At 58.7% G+C, this 15486-nt stretch carries 13 protein-coding genes; 10 read left to right on the forward strand and 3 right to left on the reverse strand.

Annotated features, from left to right (window positions below):
- The first annotated feature begins 121 nt into the window (after positions 1-121).
- The 5 genes from hutI (at position 122) to hutH (ending at position 6397) form a co-directional block, all read left to right on the forward strand.
- A complete protein-coding gene (hutI, locus tag AAER43_RS06620; protein WP_192856924.1) occupies positions 122-1375 on the forward strand; it encodes an imidazolonepropionase in 1254 nt (417 codons plus the stop codon).
- Complete coding sequence (gene hutG / locus AAER43_RS06625; protein ID WP_023332442.1) at positions 1372-2310, forward strand: formimidoylglutamase; 939 nt, start codon at positions 1372-1374, stop codon at positions 2308-2310. Before hutI ends, hutG begins: the two co-directional genes overlap by 4 nt.
- A 19-nt stretch (positions 2311-2329) precedes the next feature.
- On the forward strand, positions 2330-3064 hold the full coding sequence (locus AAER43_RS06630) for a histidine utilization repressor (protein ID WP_050861543.1): 735 nt from the start codon (positions 2330-2332) through the stop codon (positions 3062-3064).
- Positions 3065-3191: 127 nt separating this feature from the next.
- Entirely contained in the window at positions 3192-4880 is a 1689-nt protein-coding gene (gene hutU, locus AAER43_RS06635) for a urocanate hydratase (RefSeq protein WP_014883069.1), read from the forward strand.
- Positions 4877-6397, forward strand: coding sequence for a histidine ammonia-lyase (hutH, locus tag AAER43_RS06640; protein WP_050861545.1), 1521 nt, complete (start codon positions 4877-4879; stop codon positions 6395-6397). The genes hutU and hutH overlap by 4 nt, the downstream gene beginning before the upstream one ends.
- 83 nt (positions 6398-6480) lie before the next feature.
- Here the strand turns inward: hutH and AAER43_RS06645 are convergent, their stop codons facing one another.
- Positions 6481-6957 (reverse strand): kinase inhibitor, encoded by a 477-nt coding sequence (locus AAER43_RS06645; RefSeq protein WP_045134239.1) that lies wholly within the window; start codon positions 6955-6957, stop codon positions 6481-6483.
- A 48-nt stretch (positions 6958-7005) separates the two neighbouring features.
- Positions 7006-8313, reverse strand: a complete 1308-nt coding sequence (bioA, locus tag AAER43_RS06650) for an adenosylmethionine--8-amino-7-oxononanoate transaminase (protein ID WP_045134238.1) — start codon at positions 8311-8313, stop codon at positions 7006-7008.
- 68 nt (positions 8314-8381) lie between these two features.
- Between bioA and bioB the strand changes: the two genes are divergently transcribed.
- From bioB to bioD, 4 genes are read left to right on the forward strand one after another with little or no spacing between them, the layout of a single operon-like run.
- Positions 8382-9422: a biotin synthase BioB gene (gene bioB, locus AAER43_RS06655; RefSeq protein ID WP_008501133.1), complete on the forward strand. Its 1041-nt coding sequence runs from the start codon at positions 8382-8384 to the stop codon at positions 9420-9422.
- Positions 9419-10576, forward strand: coding sequence for an 8-amino-7-oxononanoate synthase (gene bioF / locus AAER43_RS06660; protein ID WP_014883073.1), 1158 nt, complete (start codon positions 9419-9421; stop codon positions 10574-10576). The genes bioB and bioF overlap by 4 nt, the downstream gene beginning before the upstream one ends.
- The gene (gene bioC / locus AAER43_RS06665) at positions 10560-11315 is read left to right on the forward strand and encodes a malonyl-ACP O-methyltransferase BioC (protein ID WP_050861546.1); all 756 of its coding nucleotides are present in this window, start codon (positions 10560-10562) and stop codon (positions 11313-11315) included. The genes bioF and bioC overlap by 17 nt, the downstream gene beginning before the upstream one ends.
- A complete protein-coding gene (bioD, locus tag AAER43_RS06670) occupies positions 11308-12009 on the forward strand; it encodes a dethiobiotin synthase (protein ID WP_050861548.1) in 702 nt (233 codons plus the stop codon). The genes bioC and bioD overlap by 8 nt, the downstream gene beginning before the upstream one ends.
- Here the strand turns inward: bioD and AAER43_RS06675 are convergent.
- Positions 11972-12694: an ATP-binding cassette domain-containing protein gene (locus AAER43_RS06675; RefSeq protein WP_023332449.1), complete on the reverse strand. Its 723-nt coding sequence runs from the start codon at positions 12692-12694 to the stop codon at positions 11972-11974. The genes bioD and AAER43_RS06675 overlap by 38 nt on opposite strands.
- A gap of 750 nt (positions 12695-13444) precedes the next feature.
- Between AAER43_RS06675 and uvrB the strand changes: the two genes are divergently transcribed.
- The gene (gene uvrB / locus AAER43_RS06680; RefSeq protein WP_014883077.1) at positions 13445-15460 is read left to right on the forward strand and encodes an excinuclease ABC subunit UvrB; all 2016 of its coding nucleotides are present in this window, start codon (positions 13445-13447) and stop codon (positions 15458-15460) included.
- Positions 15461-15486 lie beyond the last annotated feature (26 nt).

Raw genomic sequence — 15486 nt, forward strand, 5'->3', positions numbered from 1 at the left:
CGAAACGGGAAGATAAAAAGGGTAAAAGTTGCATTTTTTACCCCCGGGAGGCGGGAAAGTCATCACAAATAAATAACATTTTCTACCAGAACGGTTGACAGCAGACGGCGGATGAAAATAAATGTCTATACAACCTATGACAAGTGGAATGCCCATGCAGCTTCATCCTGACGATGTAATATGGCGAAATGCGCGACTGGCAACGATGGTTCCCGATGCCTCCGCACCCTATGGTCTGAAAGCGCAACATGCCCTGGTCGTGCGCGGTCAAACCATCCTGGCCGTGATGCCTGAATCTGACATTCCTTCCGGTCACCGTCACTGCGTCGATCTCCAGGGGCGTCTGGTGACGCCGGGGCTGATTGATTGCCATACCCATCTGGTGTTTGGCGGCGACCGCGCGGCAGAGTGGGAGCAGCGCCTGAACGGTGTCTCTTATCAAACCATCAGCGCGCAGGGCGGCGGGATTAACGCCACAGTGACGGCGACACGCAACAGTTCGCCGGAAACCCTGTTGAAGCTGGCGCAGCAGCGGCTAGAGCGTCTCATGAATGAAGGCGTGACGACCATAGAAATTAAATCGGGATACGGACTTAACGCGGATGCCGAAGAGAAAATGTTGCTGGTTGCTCGCCAGCTTAGTCTGAGTAATCTGGTCGAGATTAGCCCGACGCTTCTGGCGGCACATGCCGTCCCTGCGGAATACCGACAAGATCCGGATGCGTATCTCACGCTGGTCTGCGAGCAGATCATGCCCACGCTGTGGCAAAAAGCGTTATTTGAAGCGGTAGATGTGTTTTGTGAAAACGTCGGCTTTACCCCGTCGCAAACCGAGCGCCTTTTCCAGGCCGCCACCGCGCTGGGTATTCCGGTGAAAGGGCATGTTGAGCAGCTGTCTAATCAGGGCGGTGCGGCGCTGGTCAGCCAGTATAAAGGGCTGTCAGCGGATCATATCGAATATCTCGACGACGCAGGCATTCAGGCGATGGCGCAAAGCGGTACGGTGGCGGTATTGCTTCCCGGCGCGTTCTATTTCCTTCAGGAGCGCCAGCGTCCGCCGGTTGAACAGCTCAGAAAACAGGGAGTGCCGATGGCGGTGGCCACCGACTATAACCCCGGCACCAGCCCGTTTGCGAGCCTGCACCTGGCGATGAATATGGCCTGCGTCCAGTTTGGCCTGACCCCTGAAGAGGCCTGGGCTGGCATCACGCGACACGCCGCGCAGGCGCTGGGTCGCGGCGCAACCCACGGGCAATTGCAGGCGGGGTATGTGGCCGATTTTATCGTCTGGGATGCTGACCATCCGGTTGAGATGGTCTATGAACCGGGTCGCAATCCGTTGTATCAGCGTATTTTCCGTGGGGAGGCAGTATGAGGTTATGGCGGCCCGTAGCCGAAACGGTCTGGCAGGGGCGTGACGACAGCGCCGAGGCCAGCAATGCAAAGCGTATTTTTCAGACGATACAGCAGCAGGCGCAGTTTACGCCGCTTTCCTCTGGCATCGCGCTGATCGGGTTTGAATGCGATGCAGGGGTTAAACGCAATCAGGGCAGGTCTGGCGCCGTACAGGCCCCTGATATCCTGCGCAACGCGCTGGCGAATATGGCCAGCCATCAGGGACACGAACGGCTGGCGGATATGGGGTCCGTATATGTCGAAGGTGATGAACTTGAAGCGGCACAGCGGGTTTTAAGCGATGCGGTGACGGCCTGCCAGCAGTCCGGGATGCGCACGCTGATCTTTGGCGGCGGGCACGAGACCGCCTGGGCGCATGGTCGGGGCATTCTCGATGCCTTCCCGAACGAGCGCGTGGCAGTGATTAATCTTGATGCCCATCTCGATCTGCGCAAGGCCGAGCGTGCAACATCCGGTACCCCGTTTCGTCAACTGGCCCATTACTGCGAGGACCACAGTCGGGCGTTTCGCTACGCCTGCTTTGGCGTCAGCCGGGCAGCCAACACGCAGGCACTCTGGGATGAAGCGGAACGCCTGAACGTCACGCTGGTGGAAGACTGGCATTTCAGACGCGATGCGTTATCTGCGCTGGAAAAGGTGCTGGCGCAGGCCGATCGGGTCTACCTGACTATTGACCTCGACGTTCTGCCGGCGAGCGAAATGCCTGCCGTATCCGCCCCTGCGGCGTTAGGGGTACCGGCGCTGGATCTTCTGCCGGTTATCGAACAAATCTGTCGCAGCGGTAAGCTGCAGGCCGCCGATCTGGTAGAGTTTAACCCGCAGTACGACAGGGACGGACAGGGCGCGAAGCTTGCCGCTCGTCTGGCCTGGCAAATTGCTCACTGGTGGGCATAACCCTATTTAAGGAGTCATGATGTTTTCACGCTCGCCCCTGGCGCAGTCGAGCCTTCCTGCGCCTTTCTACGAAAAGGTGAAGCAGGCTATCAGCGAAAAAATTGCTACCGGTGTCTGGCGCCCTCACGATCGTATTCCGTCCGAGGCCGAACTGGTGGCGCAATTTGGATTTAGCCGGATGACCATCAACCGGGCGCTGCGCGAACTGACCGATGAAGGTCTTCTGGTGCGCCTGCAGGGGGTCGGCACCTTCGTGGCGGAGCCCAAAGGTCAGTCGGCGCTGTTTGAAATCCGCAGTATTGCCGATGAGATACACTCGCGAAATCATCAGCACCGCTGCGAGGTGCTGGTGCTCGAAGAGACCGAGGCGAGCGCCGAGCAGGCCGCCGAGCTGAATGTTAAAGAAGGGAGCCGCATCTTCCACTCCGTGATGGTGCATTTTGAGAACGACATTCCGGTACAGATTGAAGATCGCTGCGTTAACGCAGAGCGGATACCGGAGTATCTGAGCCAGGATTACACCCAAACCACGCCGCATGCGTACCTCTCGCTGGTCGCACCGCTGACGGAAGGGGAACACATTGTGGAGGCTGTGCGCGCCACGCCGCAGGAGTGTGAACGGTTGCGCATTAAAGAGCACGATCCGTGCCTGCTGATCCGCCGTCGAACCTGGTCATCATCGCAGATTGTCTCCCATGCCAGGCTGCTTTTCCCGGGTAACCGTTACCGGCTGCAGGGCCACTTTATGTCATAAGTTTTATAAGCGTGATCGCTAACGCAATATAACAAAATTGTATCTTTTTTGTTAAAACTGACCTTGTGTGTGCTTGTCTATACAAGTATATCTAAATGCATCATCTGTCCTTTATGAGGAGCACACAATGTCGTCAGGTAAATACCGCCAGCAGGATGTCCGCGCCGCGCGCGGCACCACGCTTACTGCCAAAAGCTGGCTAACCGAAGCCCCGCTGCGCATGTTGATGAATAACCTCGACCCTGAGGTGGCGGAGAACCCCCACGAGCTGGTGGTCTACGGCGGCATAGGCCGCGCCGCGCGTAACTGGGAATGCTATGACGCAATTGTAAAATCCCTGACTCATCTCGAACACGACGAAACCCTGCTGGTACAGTCCGGCAAGCCGGTCGGCGTATTCAAAACCCATAAAAACGCGCCACGCGTGCTGATCGCCAACTCTAACCTGGTGCCGCACTGGGCGACGTGGGAACACTTCAACGAGCTGGATGCCAAAGGGCTGGCGATGTATGGTCAGATGACCGCCGGGAGCTGGATCTACATTGGCAGCCAGGGGATTGTGCAAGGCACTTACGAAACCTTCGTGGAAGCCGGCCGCCAGCACTATAACGGCTCGCTGAAAGGCCGCTGGGTATTGACTGCCGGTCTCGGCGGTATGGGCGGCGCGCAGCCACTGGCTGCCACGCTTGCTGGCGCCTGCTCGCTTAACATTGAGTGCCAGCAGAGCCGCATTGATTTCCGTCTGCGTACCCGCTACGTCGACGAGCAGGCTGATAACCTCGACGATGCGCTGGCACGCATCAAAAAATACACCTCGGAAGGCAAAGCGGTGTCGATCGCCCTGTGCGGCAACGCGGCAGAGATTCTGCCTGAACTTGTCGCCCGCGGCGTTCGCCCGGATCTCGTCACCGACCAGACCAGCGCCCATGACCCGCTGCACGGTTACCTGCCAAACGGCTGGACGTGGGAAGAATATCAGCAAAAAGCGGAAACCGACCCGGAAGGCACGGTACTTGCCGCGAAACGTTCGATGGCTGAACACGTCTCCGCGATGCTGGCCTTCAGCAAGATGGGCATTCCGACCTTCGATTACGGCAATAACATCCGCCAGATGGCGAAAGAGATGGGCGTGACGAACGCCTTCGACTTCCCGGGCTTCGTGCCTGCCTATATTCGCCCGCTGTTCTGTCGCGGCATTGGGCCGTTCCGCTGGGTTGCCCTGTCCGGTGACCCGGAGGATATCTACAAAACCGATGCCAAAGTGAAAGAGATCGTCGCGGATGACGAACATCTCCACCACTGGCTGGACATGGCGCGCGAGCGCATTAACTTCCAGGGCCTGCCGGCGCGTATCTGCTGGGTCGGTCTGGAGTGGCGGCAAAAACTGGGTCTGGCCTTCAATGAAATGGTGCGCAGCGGCGAAGTCTCCGCACCGATTGTCATTGGTCGCGACCACCTTGATTCCGGCTCCGTTGCCAGCCCTAACCGTGAAACGGAAGCCATGCGCGACGGCTCGGATGCCGTTTCAGACTGGCCGCTGCTGAATGCCCTGCTCAATACCGCCAGCGGCGCGACCTGGGTCTCGCTGCACCACGGCGGTGGCGTGGGAATGGGCTTCTCCCAGCACTCGGGGATGGTTATCGTTTGTGACGGTACCGATGAAGCCGCCGCGCGTATCGCTCGCGTGCTGCACAACGACCCGGCCACCGGCGTGATGCGTCACGCGGACGCGGGTTACGAGATTGCTATTGACTGTGCCAAAGAGCAGGGGCTAAACCTGCCGATGATCCCTGCCACACAAGGAAATCATGAATGAACGCCTTAACACTTACGCCCGGTTCCCTGACGCTTAAACAGCTGCGAAACGTCTGGCGTCAGCCGGTTACGCTCTCGCTTGATGAAAGTGCCCACGCCTCCATTAACGACAGCGTTGCCTGCGTGGAGGCCATTGTTGCCGAAGGGCGCACGGCTTACGGGATCAACACCGGGTTTGGTCTGCTGGCACAAACGCGCATTGCAACGCACGATCTGGAAAACTTACAGCGTTCGCTGGTGCTGTCTCACGCGGCGGGGGTCGGCCAGCCGCTGGATGATGAGATTGTCCGTCTGATGATGGTGCTTAAAATCAACAGCCTGGCGCGCGGTTTCTCCGGCATTCGCCTGAGCGTGATCCAGGCGCTGATGGCGCTGGTTAATGCCGACGTCTATCCGTGGATCCCGGCGAAAGGTTCCGTCGGCGCCTCCGGCGATCTTGCGCCGCTGGCGCATATGTCGCTGCTTCTGTTGGGGGAAGGGCAGGCACGCTGGCAGGGCGAATGGCTTCCTGCCAAAGAGGCGCTGAAAAAAGCCGGTTTAGCCCCGATCACCCTGGCGGCGAAGGAGGGGCTGGCGCTGCTGAACGGCACGCAGGCGTCGACCGCCTTCGCGCTGCGCGGCCTGTTTGAAGCGGAGGATCTGTTTGCCTCGGCGGTGGTGTGCGGCGCGCTCACCACCGAAGCCGTGCTGGGTTCGCGTCGTCCGTTCGACGCCCGCATCCACGAGGTGCGCGGCCAGCGCGGCCAGATTGACGCCGCCGCCATGTATCGCCACGTGCTCACCGACACCAGCGAAATTGCGGATTCACACCACAACTGTGAAAAAGTGCAGGATCCGTACTCTCTGCGCTGCCAGCCGCAGGTGATGGGCGCGTGCCTGACGCAGCTGCGCCAGGCCGCAGAGGTACTGCTGATAGAGGCCAACGCGGTATCCGATAACCCGCTGGTCTTCGCCCAGGAAAACGAGGTGGTCTCCGGCGGTAACTTCCACGCCGAGCCGGTGGCGATGGCGGCGGATAATATCGCCCTGGCCATTGCCGAAATTGGCGCGTTGTCAGAACGCCGTATCGCGCTGATGATGGATAAACATATGTCGCAGCTGCCACCGTTCCTGGTGCGTAACGGCGGGGTCAACTCGGGCTTTATGATTGCCCAGGTGACGGCTGCCGCGCTGGCGAGTGAAAACAAAGCGCTGTCGCACCCGCACAGCGTCGACAGCCTGCCAACCTCGGCGAACCAGGAGGACCACGTCTCGATGGCCCCGGCTGCCGGACGTCGTCTCTGGGAGATGGCCGCCAACACCCGCGGCGTGCTGGCGGTGGAATGGCTGGCGGCAAGTCAGGGTATTGATTTGCGTGAAGGGCTGAAATCCAGCCCGCTGCTGGAGCAGGCGCGTCAGGCGCTGCGTGAGCACGTATCGCATTACGATGACGACCGCTTCTTTGCGCCGGACATTGATAAAGCGATACAGCTTCTGGAAGAGGGACGGCTGGTAGGGCTGCTACCTTCCGTGCTGTGATTCGTACCCGGTGGCGCTGCGCTTACCGGGCCTACGAGTGCAAAATGTAGGCCGGGTAAGGCGTAGCCGCCACCCGGCTTTTTTTACGAATACATCGCCGTAATCGACGCGCTACCAAGCGAATGGAAATGCACGTTAAAGCCTACCATCGCGCCACTCGCGCCTTCATCGACCTCAATCTTGTCCACATCCAGCGCATGCACCGTGAAGATATAGCGGTGGGTTTCCCCTTTTGGTGGCGCCGCGCCGCCGTAGCCCGCTTCACCAAAGTCAGTGCGCGTCTGAATAGCGCCTTCCGGCAGGGCGACCAGGCCGGAGCCGGAACCCTGCGGCAGCACGCGCGTGTCGGCAGGCAGGTTTGCTACGATCCAGTGCCACCATCCGGAGCCGGTTGGCGCATCCGGGTCGTAACAGGTCACGACAAAGCTTTTCGTGCCAGCCGGAACCTCATCCCACGCCAGGTGCGGGGAGATATTATCGCCCTGATACCCCATGCCGTTGAAAACGTGGCGTTCCGGCAGCTTTTCGCCGTCGCGCAGATCTTTGCTGATGATTTTCATACGGTTTACCCTCGTTAATCACTCGTTCTCGAAGTGTAACGCATAGGGCTAAATCGTGAAATGCGCGGGTATGTTGACCGCGTCGACTACCGCGGCGGTGAGCTTACGCAGCTGCTCAGCAGTGATGATATACGGCGGCATCAGGTAGATCAGCTTGCCGAAAGGCCGCACCCAGACGCCCTGCTCAACGAAGAAGCGCTGCAGCGCCGCCATATTCACCGGATGCGTGGTTTCAATTACCCCGATGGCGCCCAGCACGCGCACGTCCGCCACAAAATGGGCACCCGAGGCGGCGCTCAGCTCGTCTTTCAGCTGCGCTTCAATCGCCGCGACCTGCGTCTGCCACTCGCCGCTCTCCAGTATGGCTAGGCTTTCACTTGCGACGGCGCAGGCCAGAGGGTTGCCCATAAACGTCGGACCGTGCATAAAGCAGCCCGCGTCGCCGTCGCTGATGGTGTCGGCAACATGACGGGTCGTGAGGGTGGCCGAGAGCGTCATGGTGCCGCCAGTCAGCGCTTTGCCCAGGCATAAAATATCCGGGGCGATACCCGCATGCTCGCAGGCAAACAGCTTCCCGGTGCGGCCAAAGCCGGTGGCGATTTCATCGGCAATCAGCAGAATGCCCTCGCGGTCGCACATCTTGCGAATACGCTTCAGCCATTCCGGATGATACATCCTCATTCCGCCTGCGCCCTGCACAATCGGCTCCAGGATCACGGCGGCGATATCATGACGATGTGCCGCCATGAGTCGCGCGAAGCCAACCATGTCCATCTCGTTCCACTCGCCGTCGAAGCGGCTTTGCGGGGCAGGCGCGAACAGGTTTTCCGGCAGATACCCTTTCCACAGGCTGTGCATGGAGTTATCCGGGTCGCAGACCGACATCGCCCCGAAGGTATCACCATGATAGCCGTTGCGGAACGTGAGGAAGCGCTGGCGCGTTTCGCCTCTGGCGTGCCAGTACTGCAGCGCCATTTTCATCGCCACTTCCACCGCCACGGAGCCGGAATCGGCCAGGAAGACACACTCCAGCGATTCAGGGGTCATTGCCACCAGGCGACGGCACAAATCCACCGCAGGTTGATGGGTGATCCCGCCAAACATGACGTGCGACATCTGGTCAATCTGGGCCTTCATCGCCGTATTCAGGCGCGGGTGGTTATACCCGTGAATGGCCGCCCACCAGGAGGACATCCCGTCAACGAGCTGTTCACCGCTGGCAAGGTGCAGCTCGCAGCCGTGGGCCGAGGCCACCGGATAGACGGGAAGAGGGCGGGTGGTGGAGGTGTAAGGGTGCCAGATATGCTGCTTGTCGAAGGCGAGATCGTCCTGGGTCATAATCGACTTGTAAACCATTTTGAAAAGTTTTAGGTTTACGAGTATAAACCGAACCGAAAATTAACAAAACCCTTTGGAGAAGCCCGATGGCTCACCACGCACGCTGGACGATGTCGCAAGTTACTGAATTATTCAATAAACCTTTCCTTGAGCTGATGTTTGAAGCCCAACAGGTGCATCGTCAGCACTTCGATCCGCGCCATGTTCAGGTCAGCACGCTGCTGTCGATCAAGACCGGCGCCTGTCCTGAAGACTGCAAATATTGCCCACAGAGCGCACGCTATAAAACCGGTCTTGAATCCGAACGCCTGATGGAAGTAGAGCAGGTGCTCGACTCCGCGCGTAAGGCGAAAAACGCCGGCTCGACACGCTTCTGCATGGGGGCGGCGTGGAAGAACCCGCACGATCGCGATATGCCGTATCTGGAGCAGATGGTGAAAGGGGTGAAGGAGATGGGCCTCGAAGCCTGTATGACGCTCGGAACGCTGAACGAAGAACAGGCGCAGCGCCTCTCGGCGGCAGGACTGGATTACTACAACCATAACCTCGATACCTCGCCGGAGTTTTACGGCAACATCATCACCACGCGCACCTATCAGGAGCGTCTGGATACGCTGGACAAAGTGCGTGACGCGGGGATCAAAGTCTGTTCCGGCGGTATTGTGGGCTTAGGTGAAACGGTGAAAGATCGTGCGGGTCTGCTGCTGCAGCTGGCGAACCTGCCAACGCCGCCGGAAAGCGTCCCGATTAACATGCTGGTGAAGGTCAAAGGCACGCCGCTGGCGGATAACGAAGACGTGGACGCGTTTGATTTTATTCGCACTATCGCGGTGGCGCGCATCATGATGCCGACCTCTTATGTACGCCTTTCTGCGGGCCGTGAGCAGATGAACGAGCAGACCCAGGCAATGTGCTTTATGGCCGGGGCCAACTCCATCTTCTACGGCTGCAAGCTGCTGACCACGCCGAACCCGGAGGAAGACAAAGACGTTCAGCTGTTCCGCAAGCTGGGGCTGAACCCGCATCAGACCGAGGTGCTGACGGGCGATAACGAGCAACAGCAGCAGCTGGAGCAGCAGATTTTCAATGCCGACACCGACCAGTTCTACAACGCGGCAGCAGTATGACCTGGCAGGCACGTATCCAGTCGGCGCTCGACGAGCGTCGGGCGACTGATGCGTTTCGCGTACGCAAGGTGGTCGAAAACGGCGCAGGCCGTTTTCTGACCCGCGACAGTCGGCGTTACCGTAACTTCTCCAGTAACGATTATCTCGGTCTTAGCCAGCATCCGGCTATCGTTCGCGCCTGGCAGCAGGGGGCAGAGCGGTTTGGCGTGGGCAGCGGTGGATCGGGGCACGTTAGCGGCTACACCCCGGCACATCAGGCGCTGGAGGAGGCGCTTGCCGACTGGCTGGGCTACCCGCGCGCGCTGTTGTTTATTTCGGGTTTTGCCGCCAATCAGGCGGTGATTACCGCCCTGATGGGGAAGGACGACCGCATTGTCGCCGACCGCTTAAGCCATGCCTCGCTGCTGGAAGCGGCAAGTTTGAGTCCGGCTCAGCTGCGCCGCTTTGCCCATAACGATGCGGGGCAACTCGCTGCGCTGCTGGATAAACCGTGCGAGGGGCAACAGCTGGTGGTCACGGAAGGGGTATTCAGCATGGACGGCGACAGCGCACCGCTTGCCGTACTGCACGAGGCTGCCAGACAGCAACATGCCTGGCTGCTGGTCGACGATGCCCACGGTATCGGCGTGACGGGTGATGAAGGGCGGGGAAGTGTTCACCAGCAAGGCGTCAGGCCGGAGCTGCTGATAGTCACTTTCGGCAAAGGTTTTGGCGTGAGTGGCGCCGCCGTACTGTGCAGCGAGTCCGTTGCAGACTATCTGCTGCAGTTTGCCCGGCACCTGATCTACAGCACCAGCATGCCACCGGCGCAGGCCGTGGCGTTGTCTGCGTCCCTGGCCGTCATTCGTAGCGCAGAAGGGGAGGAACGTCGCCAGCGGCTGGCAGAGCATATCTGCCGCTTCCGTCAGGGACTGGCGGCGCTTCCTTTCCGCAGTACTGATTCGCAAAGTGCCATCCAGCCGGTGATCGTAGGGGAAAACGCTCAGGCGCTCTCCCTGGCACAAACGCTGCGCGATCGGGAGATGTGGGTCACGGCTATTCGTCCACCCACCGTACCGCCGGGCACGGCGCGTCTGCGGCTCACGCTGACGGCGGCGCACGAGACCGAGGATATTGCTGCACTGCTGGAGGCGCTGCATGTTGCCAGTCAATAAGCAGGCCATTGCGGCGGCGTTCGGCCGGGCCGCGCGCAGCTATTCACAGCACGATGAACTGCAGCGCCAGAGCGCACAGGGGCTGATGACGTTGCTCGGCGAGAGGCGCTTTACCCAGGTGCTTGACGCCGGGTGCGGCCCCGGCGGGAATAGCCGACTCTGGCGCGAGGCGGGAAGTCACGTGACGGCCATCGACCTGTCTCCCGCTATGCTGGATGAGGCGCGCCAGCAGCAGGCTGCGCATCGTTATCTGGTGGCGGACATCGAGGCGATTCCGCTGGCGGACGCGCAATTCGATCTGGTCTGGAGCCATCTGGCGGTGCAGTGGTGCAGCAGCCTGCCGCAGGCGTTGAGCGAGCTTTATCGCGTCGCCTGCCCGGGCGGCAAGGTGGCGTTTACCACGCTACTGGAAAGCTCGTTACCTGAGCTCAATCAGGCATGGCAGGCGGTGGATGAACAGCCGCACGCCAACCGCTTTTTGTCATATGAGCAGGTTACGCAGGCCCTGGCAGGCTGGCGCTATCGCAGTACGGTGCAGACCATCACTCTCGATTTTAGCGATGCTTTAAGCGCGATGCGCTCGCTGAAGGGCATTGGCGCCACTCATCTGCATGCCGGGCGCGAGAAAAAACCGCTGACCCGGGGCCAGCTGCAGCGCCTTGAGCTGGCCTGGCCGCAGCAGCGGGGCCAGTTCCCGCTCTCTTATCAACTTTTTCATGGGATTATTGAACGTGACTGAACGTTATTTTGTCACCGGGACGGATACGGAAGTGGGCAAGACGGTTGCCAGCGCTGCCCTTTTGCAGGCGGCGCGAAAGCTTTGGAAAAACACCGCCGGGTATAAGCCTGTGGCTTCCGGCAGCGAGATGACGGCGGAGGGGTTACGTAACACCGACGCGCTGGCGCTTCAGCGTAACAGCACGCTCGAACTCGCCTATTCAGCGGTGAACCCGTATACCTTTGCCGAGCCGACCTCGCCGCACATTATCAGCGCTGATGAAGGCCGTCCGATTGATTTTGCCGTGCTCTCTGCCGGGTTACGAACCCTGGAAAGCCAGGCCGACTGGGTGCTGGTGGAAGGTGCAGGCGGGTGGTTTACGCCGCTCTCTCAGGACCAGACGTTTGCTGACTGGGTGCAGGCCGAGCAACTCCCGGTCATACTCGTTGTCGGCATCAAGCTCGGCTGTATTAACCACGCCATGTTGACGGCGCAGGCCGTTCAGCAGGCAAGGCTGCGTCTCGCGGGCTGGATAGCCAACGACGTGGTCACGCCGGGCAAGCGACACCATGAGTATCTGACGACCCTCAAACGGGTGCTCCCCGCACCATTCCTGGGGGAGATCCCCTGGCTTGCAGACGATGCCGAACAGGCCGAAACCGGTCAGTATCTTGACCTCAGCGTCTTGCTTCCAGCGACATCCAGTGGGCAATAAGCTCATCGTTGAGTTCGTTAACGTGGCCCTGTGCCACGTTACGTCCGCGATAGAGCATGCAAAACCGATCCGCAACCCGGCGGATAAACGACAGCTGCTGTTCTGCCAGCAGCACCGTCATCCCAAGCTCCCGGTTTAGCCGTACCAGCAGTTGTGCAAGCTTATGGGCAAAGCCCTGGCCGGCACCGTGCATAGGTTCATCCAGAATCAACATACGCGGGCGATTGACCAGCGCATTTGCCAGAGCAAGCTGATACTGCGCCTCTGGCGAAAGGGCGTTGCCTCGCGTCTGACGCAGCGCGTAAAGTTCGGGAAAGAGCTCGTACACTTCACTTTTCGCTGCCGGGTCGGATTTATCCATCGCCCGCATGGCAATGTGTAAATTTTCCTCAATAGTCAGCTGAGAAAAAATCCGCCTGTCCTGCGGGACATAGCCAATCCCCGGTCCGGAACGTTGTTCGGCCGTCTGGCTGAGTAAATCACGCGGCGGCGCACCCGCTTCATGCCAGATGATGGTGCCGCTATCCACGGGCACTTTCCCGGCAATGCAATTCATTAGGGTGGTTTTTCCCATCCCTGGCAGGCCAACAACGCCGGTACACATCCCTTGCGGAAAATCTAAATCCACGTTCCATAGCGTATGTTGGCTTCCGTAAAACTGATTCACTGCACGCAGACTCAACATCTTTCTCTCCTTAAAAATGTGTCGGTGACGCTCGGTTTTTGATTGTGCAAAACCCCTGCCAGAAACCGTGAAGTGATTAAAAAAGCGGCTTTTTTAAGAATGTTCCACCACTAAGTGGGGTAAGGAAACCCGGAATTGCACATCGACGGTGCTGGCGGTGTTGAGTCGTGGTGCAGGGGAAAATGGCGGAAATGTGAGCAAGATCCCATCAGGTGGTTATGAATGACGCAACTGTTTATCGACAAAAAATAGCGATAAAAATTTTTTGTTGCCGTCTCGTGGGAAAATCCGGGAATTTGCCGAGCGGCACTCTGCACGGGCTGGAAGCAGTTATCCACTATTCCTGTGGATAACCATGTGCATTAGAGTTAGAAAACACGCGATAAGCGAGAGAAGACGCGGCTTTCGCCCAAATTGACGCGAAACGCGGCTTTAGAAAATATCGTTTAAAATTTAATTGCTTAGATAAAAGCAATTACCGTAATGAAAGTGTCACGCGCTGCCATAAAACTCTCATTACCTGGCTTGACAAATGTTAAAAAAGAAAAAGTTCTGGGGATAACCCACGTTGACTGGTTTTTTATCTCGTCAGAGTCGAAATTTTATCCATTAACGCGCTAATCCTTAAGCCGCTATGCTAAATATCCTGACATGCTACTGGTTTTTCATCCAGTGTTTTTTACTGGCATTCCTGGCAACAACGAGTAAAATTACTCACCTGCCGCTTATAACGTCATCAGGTCGTCGCCCATGAGTAAACCGTTCAAACTGAATTCTGCTTTCCGTCCATCTGGCGATCAGCCTGAGGCGATCCGTCGTCTGGAAGAGGGGCTGGAAGATGGGCTTGCGCACCAGACGCTGCTGGGGGTAACCGGTTCCGGTAAAACGTTCACCATCGCCAACGTGATCGCGGATCTGCAGCGCCCTACGATGGTGCTTGCCCCCAACAAAACCCTCGCGGCACAGCTTTACGGCGAGATGAAAGAGTTCTTCCCGGAGAACGCCGTTGAGTATTTCGTCTCCTACTACGATTACTACCAGCCGGAAGCCTATGTGCCGAGCTCTGACACCTTCATCGAGAAAGATGCCTCAGTGAACGAACACATCGAGCAGATGCGACTGTCGGCGACCAAGGCGCTTCTGGAGCGTCGCGATGTGGTTGTGGTGGCGTCGGTTTCGGCGATTTACGGCCTGGGCGACCCAGACCTCTATCTGAAGATGATGCTCCACCTGACGCAGGGGATGATCATCGATCAGCGTGCGATTTTGCGCCGTCTTGCGGAGTTGCAGTACACCCGTAACGACCAGGCATTTCAGCGCGGAACGTTCCGCGTGCGCGGGGAGGTGATCGACATCTTCCCGGCGGAATCGGACGATATGGCGCTGCGCGTTGAGCTGTTTGATGAAGAGGTTGAACGTTTATCGTTGTTTGACCCGCTAACCGGTCACGTTGAGTCGGTGATCCAGCGTTTTACCATCTACCCTAAAACGCACTACGTGACGCCGCGCGAGCGTATCGTGCAGGCGATGGAAGAGATCAAAGTGGAGCTGGCAGAACGCCGTAAGGTGCTTCTGGCGAACAATAAGCTGCTGGAAGAGCAGCGCCTGAGCCAGCGAACCCAGTTCGATCTGGAGATGATGAACGAGCTCGGCTACTGCTCCGGTATTGAAAACTACTCCCGTTTCCTCTCCGGTCGTGGGCCGGGTGAGCCGCCGCCGACGCTGTTTGACTACCTTCCGGCCGACGGCTTGCTGGTGATAGACGAATCCCACGTCACCATTCCGCAGATTGGCGGGATGTACCGCGGTGACCGCGCGCGTAAAGAGACGCTGGTGGAGTACGGGTTCCGTCTGCCGTCGGCACTGGATAACCGTCCGATGAAGTTTGAAGAGTTTGAGGCGCTGGCGCCGCAGACTATCTACGTGTCGGCCACGCCGGGCAACTACGAGCTGGAGAAATCGGGCGATGAGGTGATTGATCAGGTGGTTCGTCCGACCGGGCTTCTGGATCCGATTATCGAAGTGCGTCCGGTGGCGACCCAGGTGGACGATCTGCTCTCTGAGATCCGCAAGCGTGCCGCCATCAACGAGCGTGTGCTGGTGACCACGCTCACCAAGCGTATGGCGGAAGACCTGACCGAGTATCTGGAAGAGCACGGCGAGAAGGTGCGTTATCTGCACTCGGATATCGATACCGTGGAGCGTATGGAGATCATCCGCGATCTGCGTCTGGGTGAGTTTGACGTGCTGGTAGGGATCAACCTGTTGCGAGAGGGGCTGGATATGCCGGAAGTCTCGCTGGTGGCGATTCTGGACGCGGATAAAGAGGGCTTCCTGCGTTCCGAGCGCTCGCTGATCCAGACCATTGGCCGCGCCGCGCGTAACGTCAATGGCAAAGCGATTCTCTACGGCGACAAAATTACCCCGTCGATGGCGAAAGCGATTGGCGAAACGGAACGCCGCCGTGAGAAACAGCAGCGCTATAACGAAGAGCACGGCATTACTCCGCAGGGGCTGAACAAGAAAGTGGTGGATATTCTGGCGCTCGGTCAGAACATTGCGAAGACCAAAGCGAAAGGCCGCGGCAAGGCGCGTTCCGTGGTGGAAGAAGATACCGTCGTACTGACGCCGAAAGCGCTGCAGCAGAAGATCCACGAGCTGGAGGCGCAGATGATGCAGCACGCCCAGAACCTGGAGTTCGAAGAGGCGGCACAGATCCGCGATCAGCTTCATCAGCTGCGGGATTTGTTTATTGCGGCATCGTGAGTTGGTGATGTGTTTTCTCCCTCTCC

Origin of the sequence: Enterobacter sp. FUJ80071, assembly GCF_038739915.1 — a bacterium.
Classification (GTDB): Bacteria; Pseudomonadota; Gammaproteobacteria; order Enterobacterales; family Enterobacteriaceae; genus Enterobacter; species Enterobacter kobei.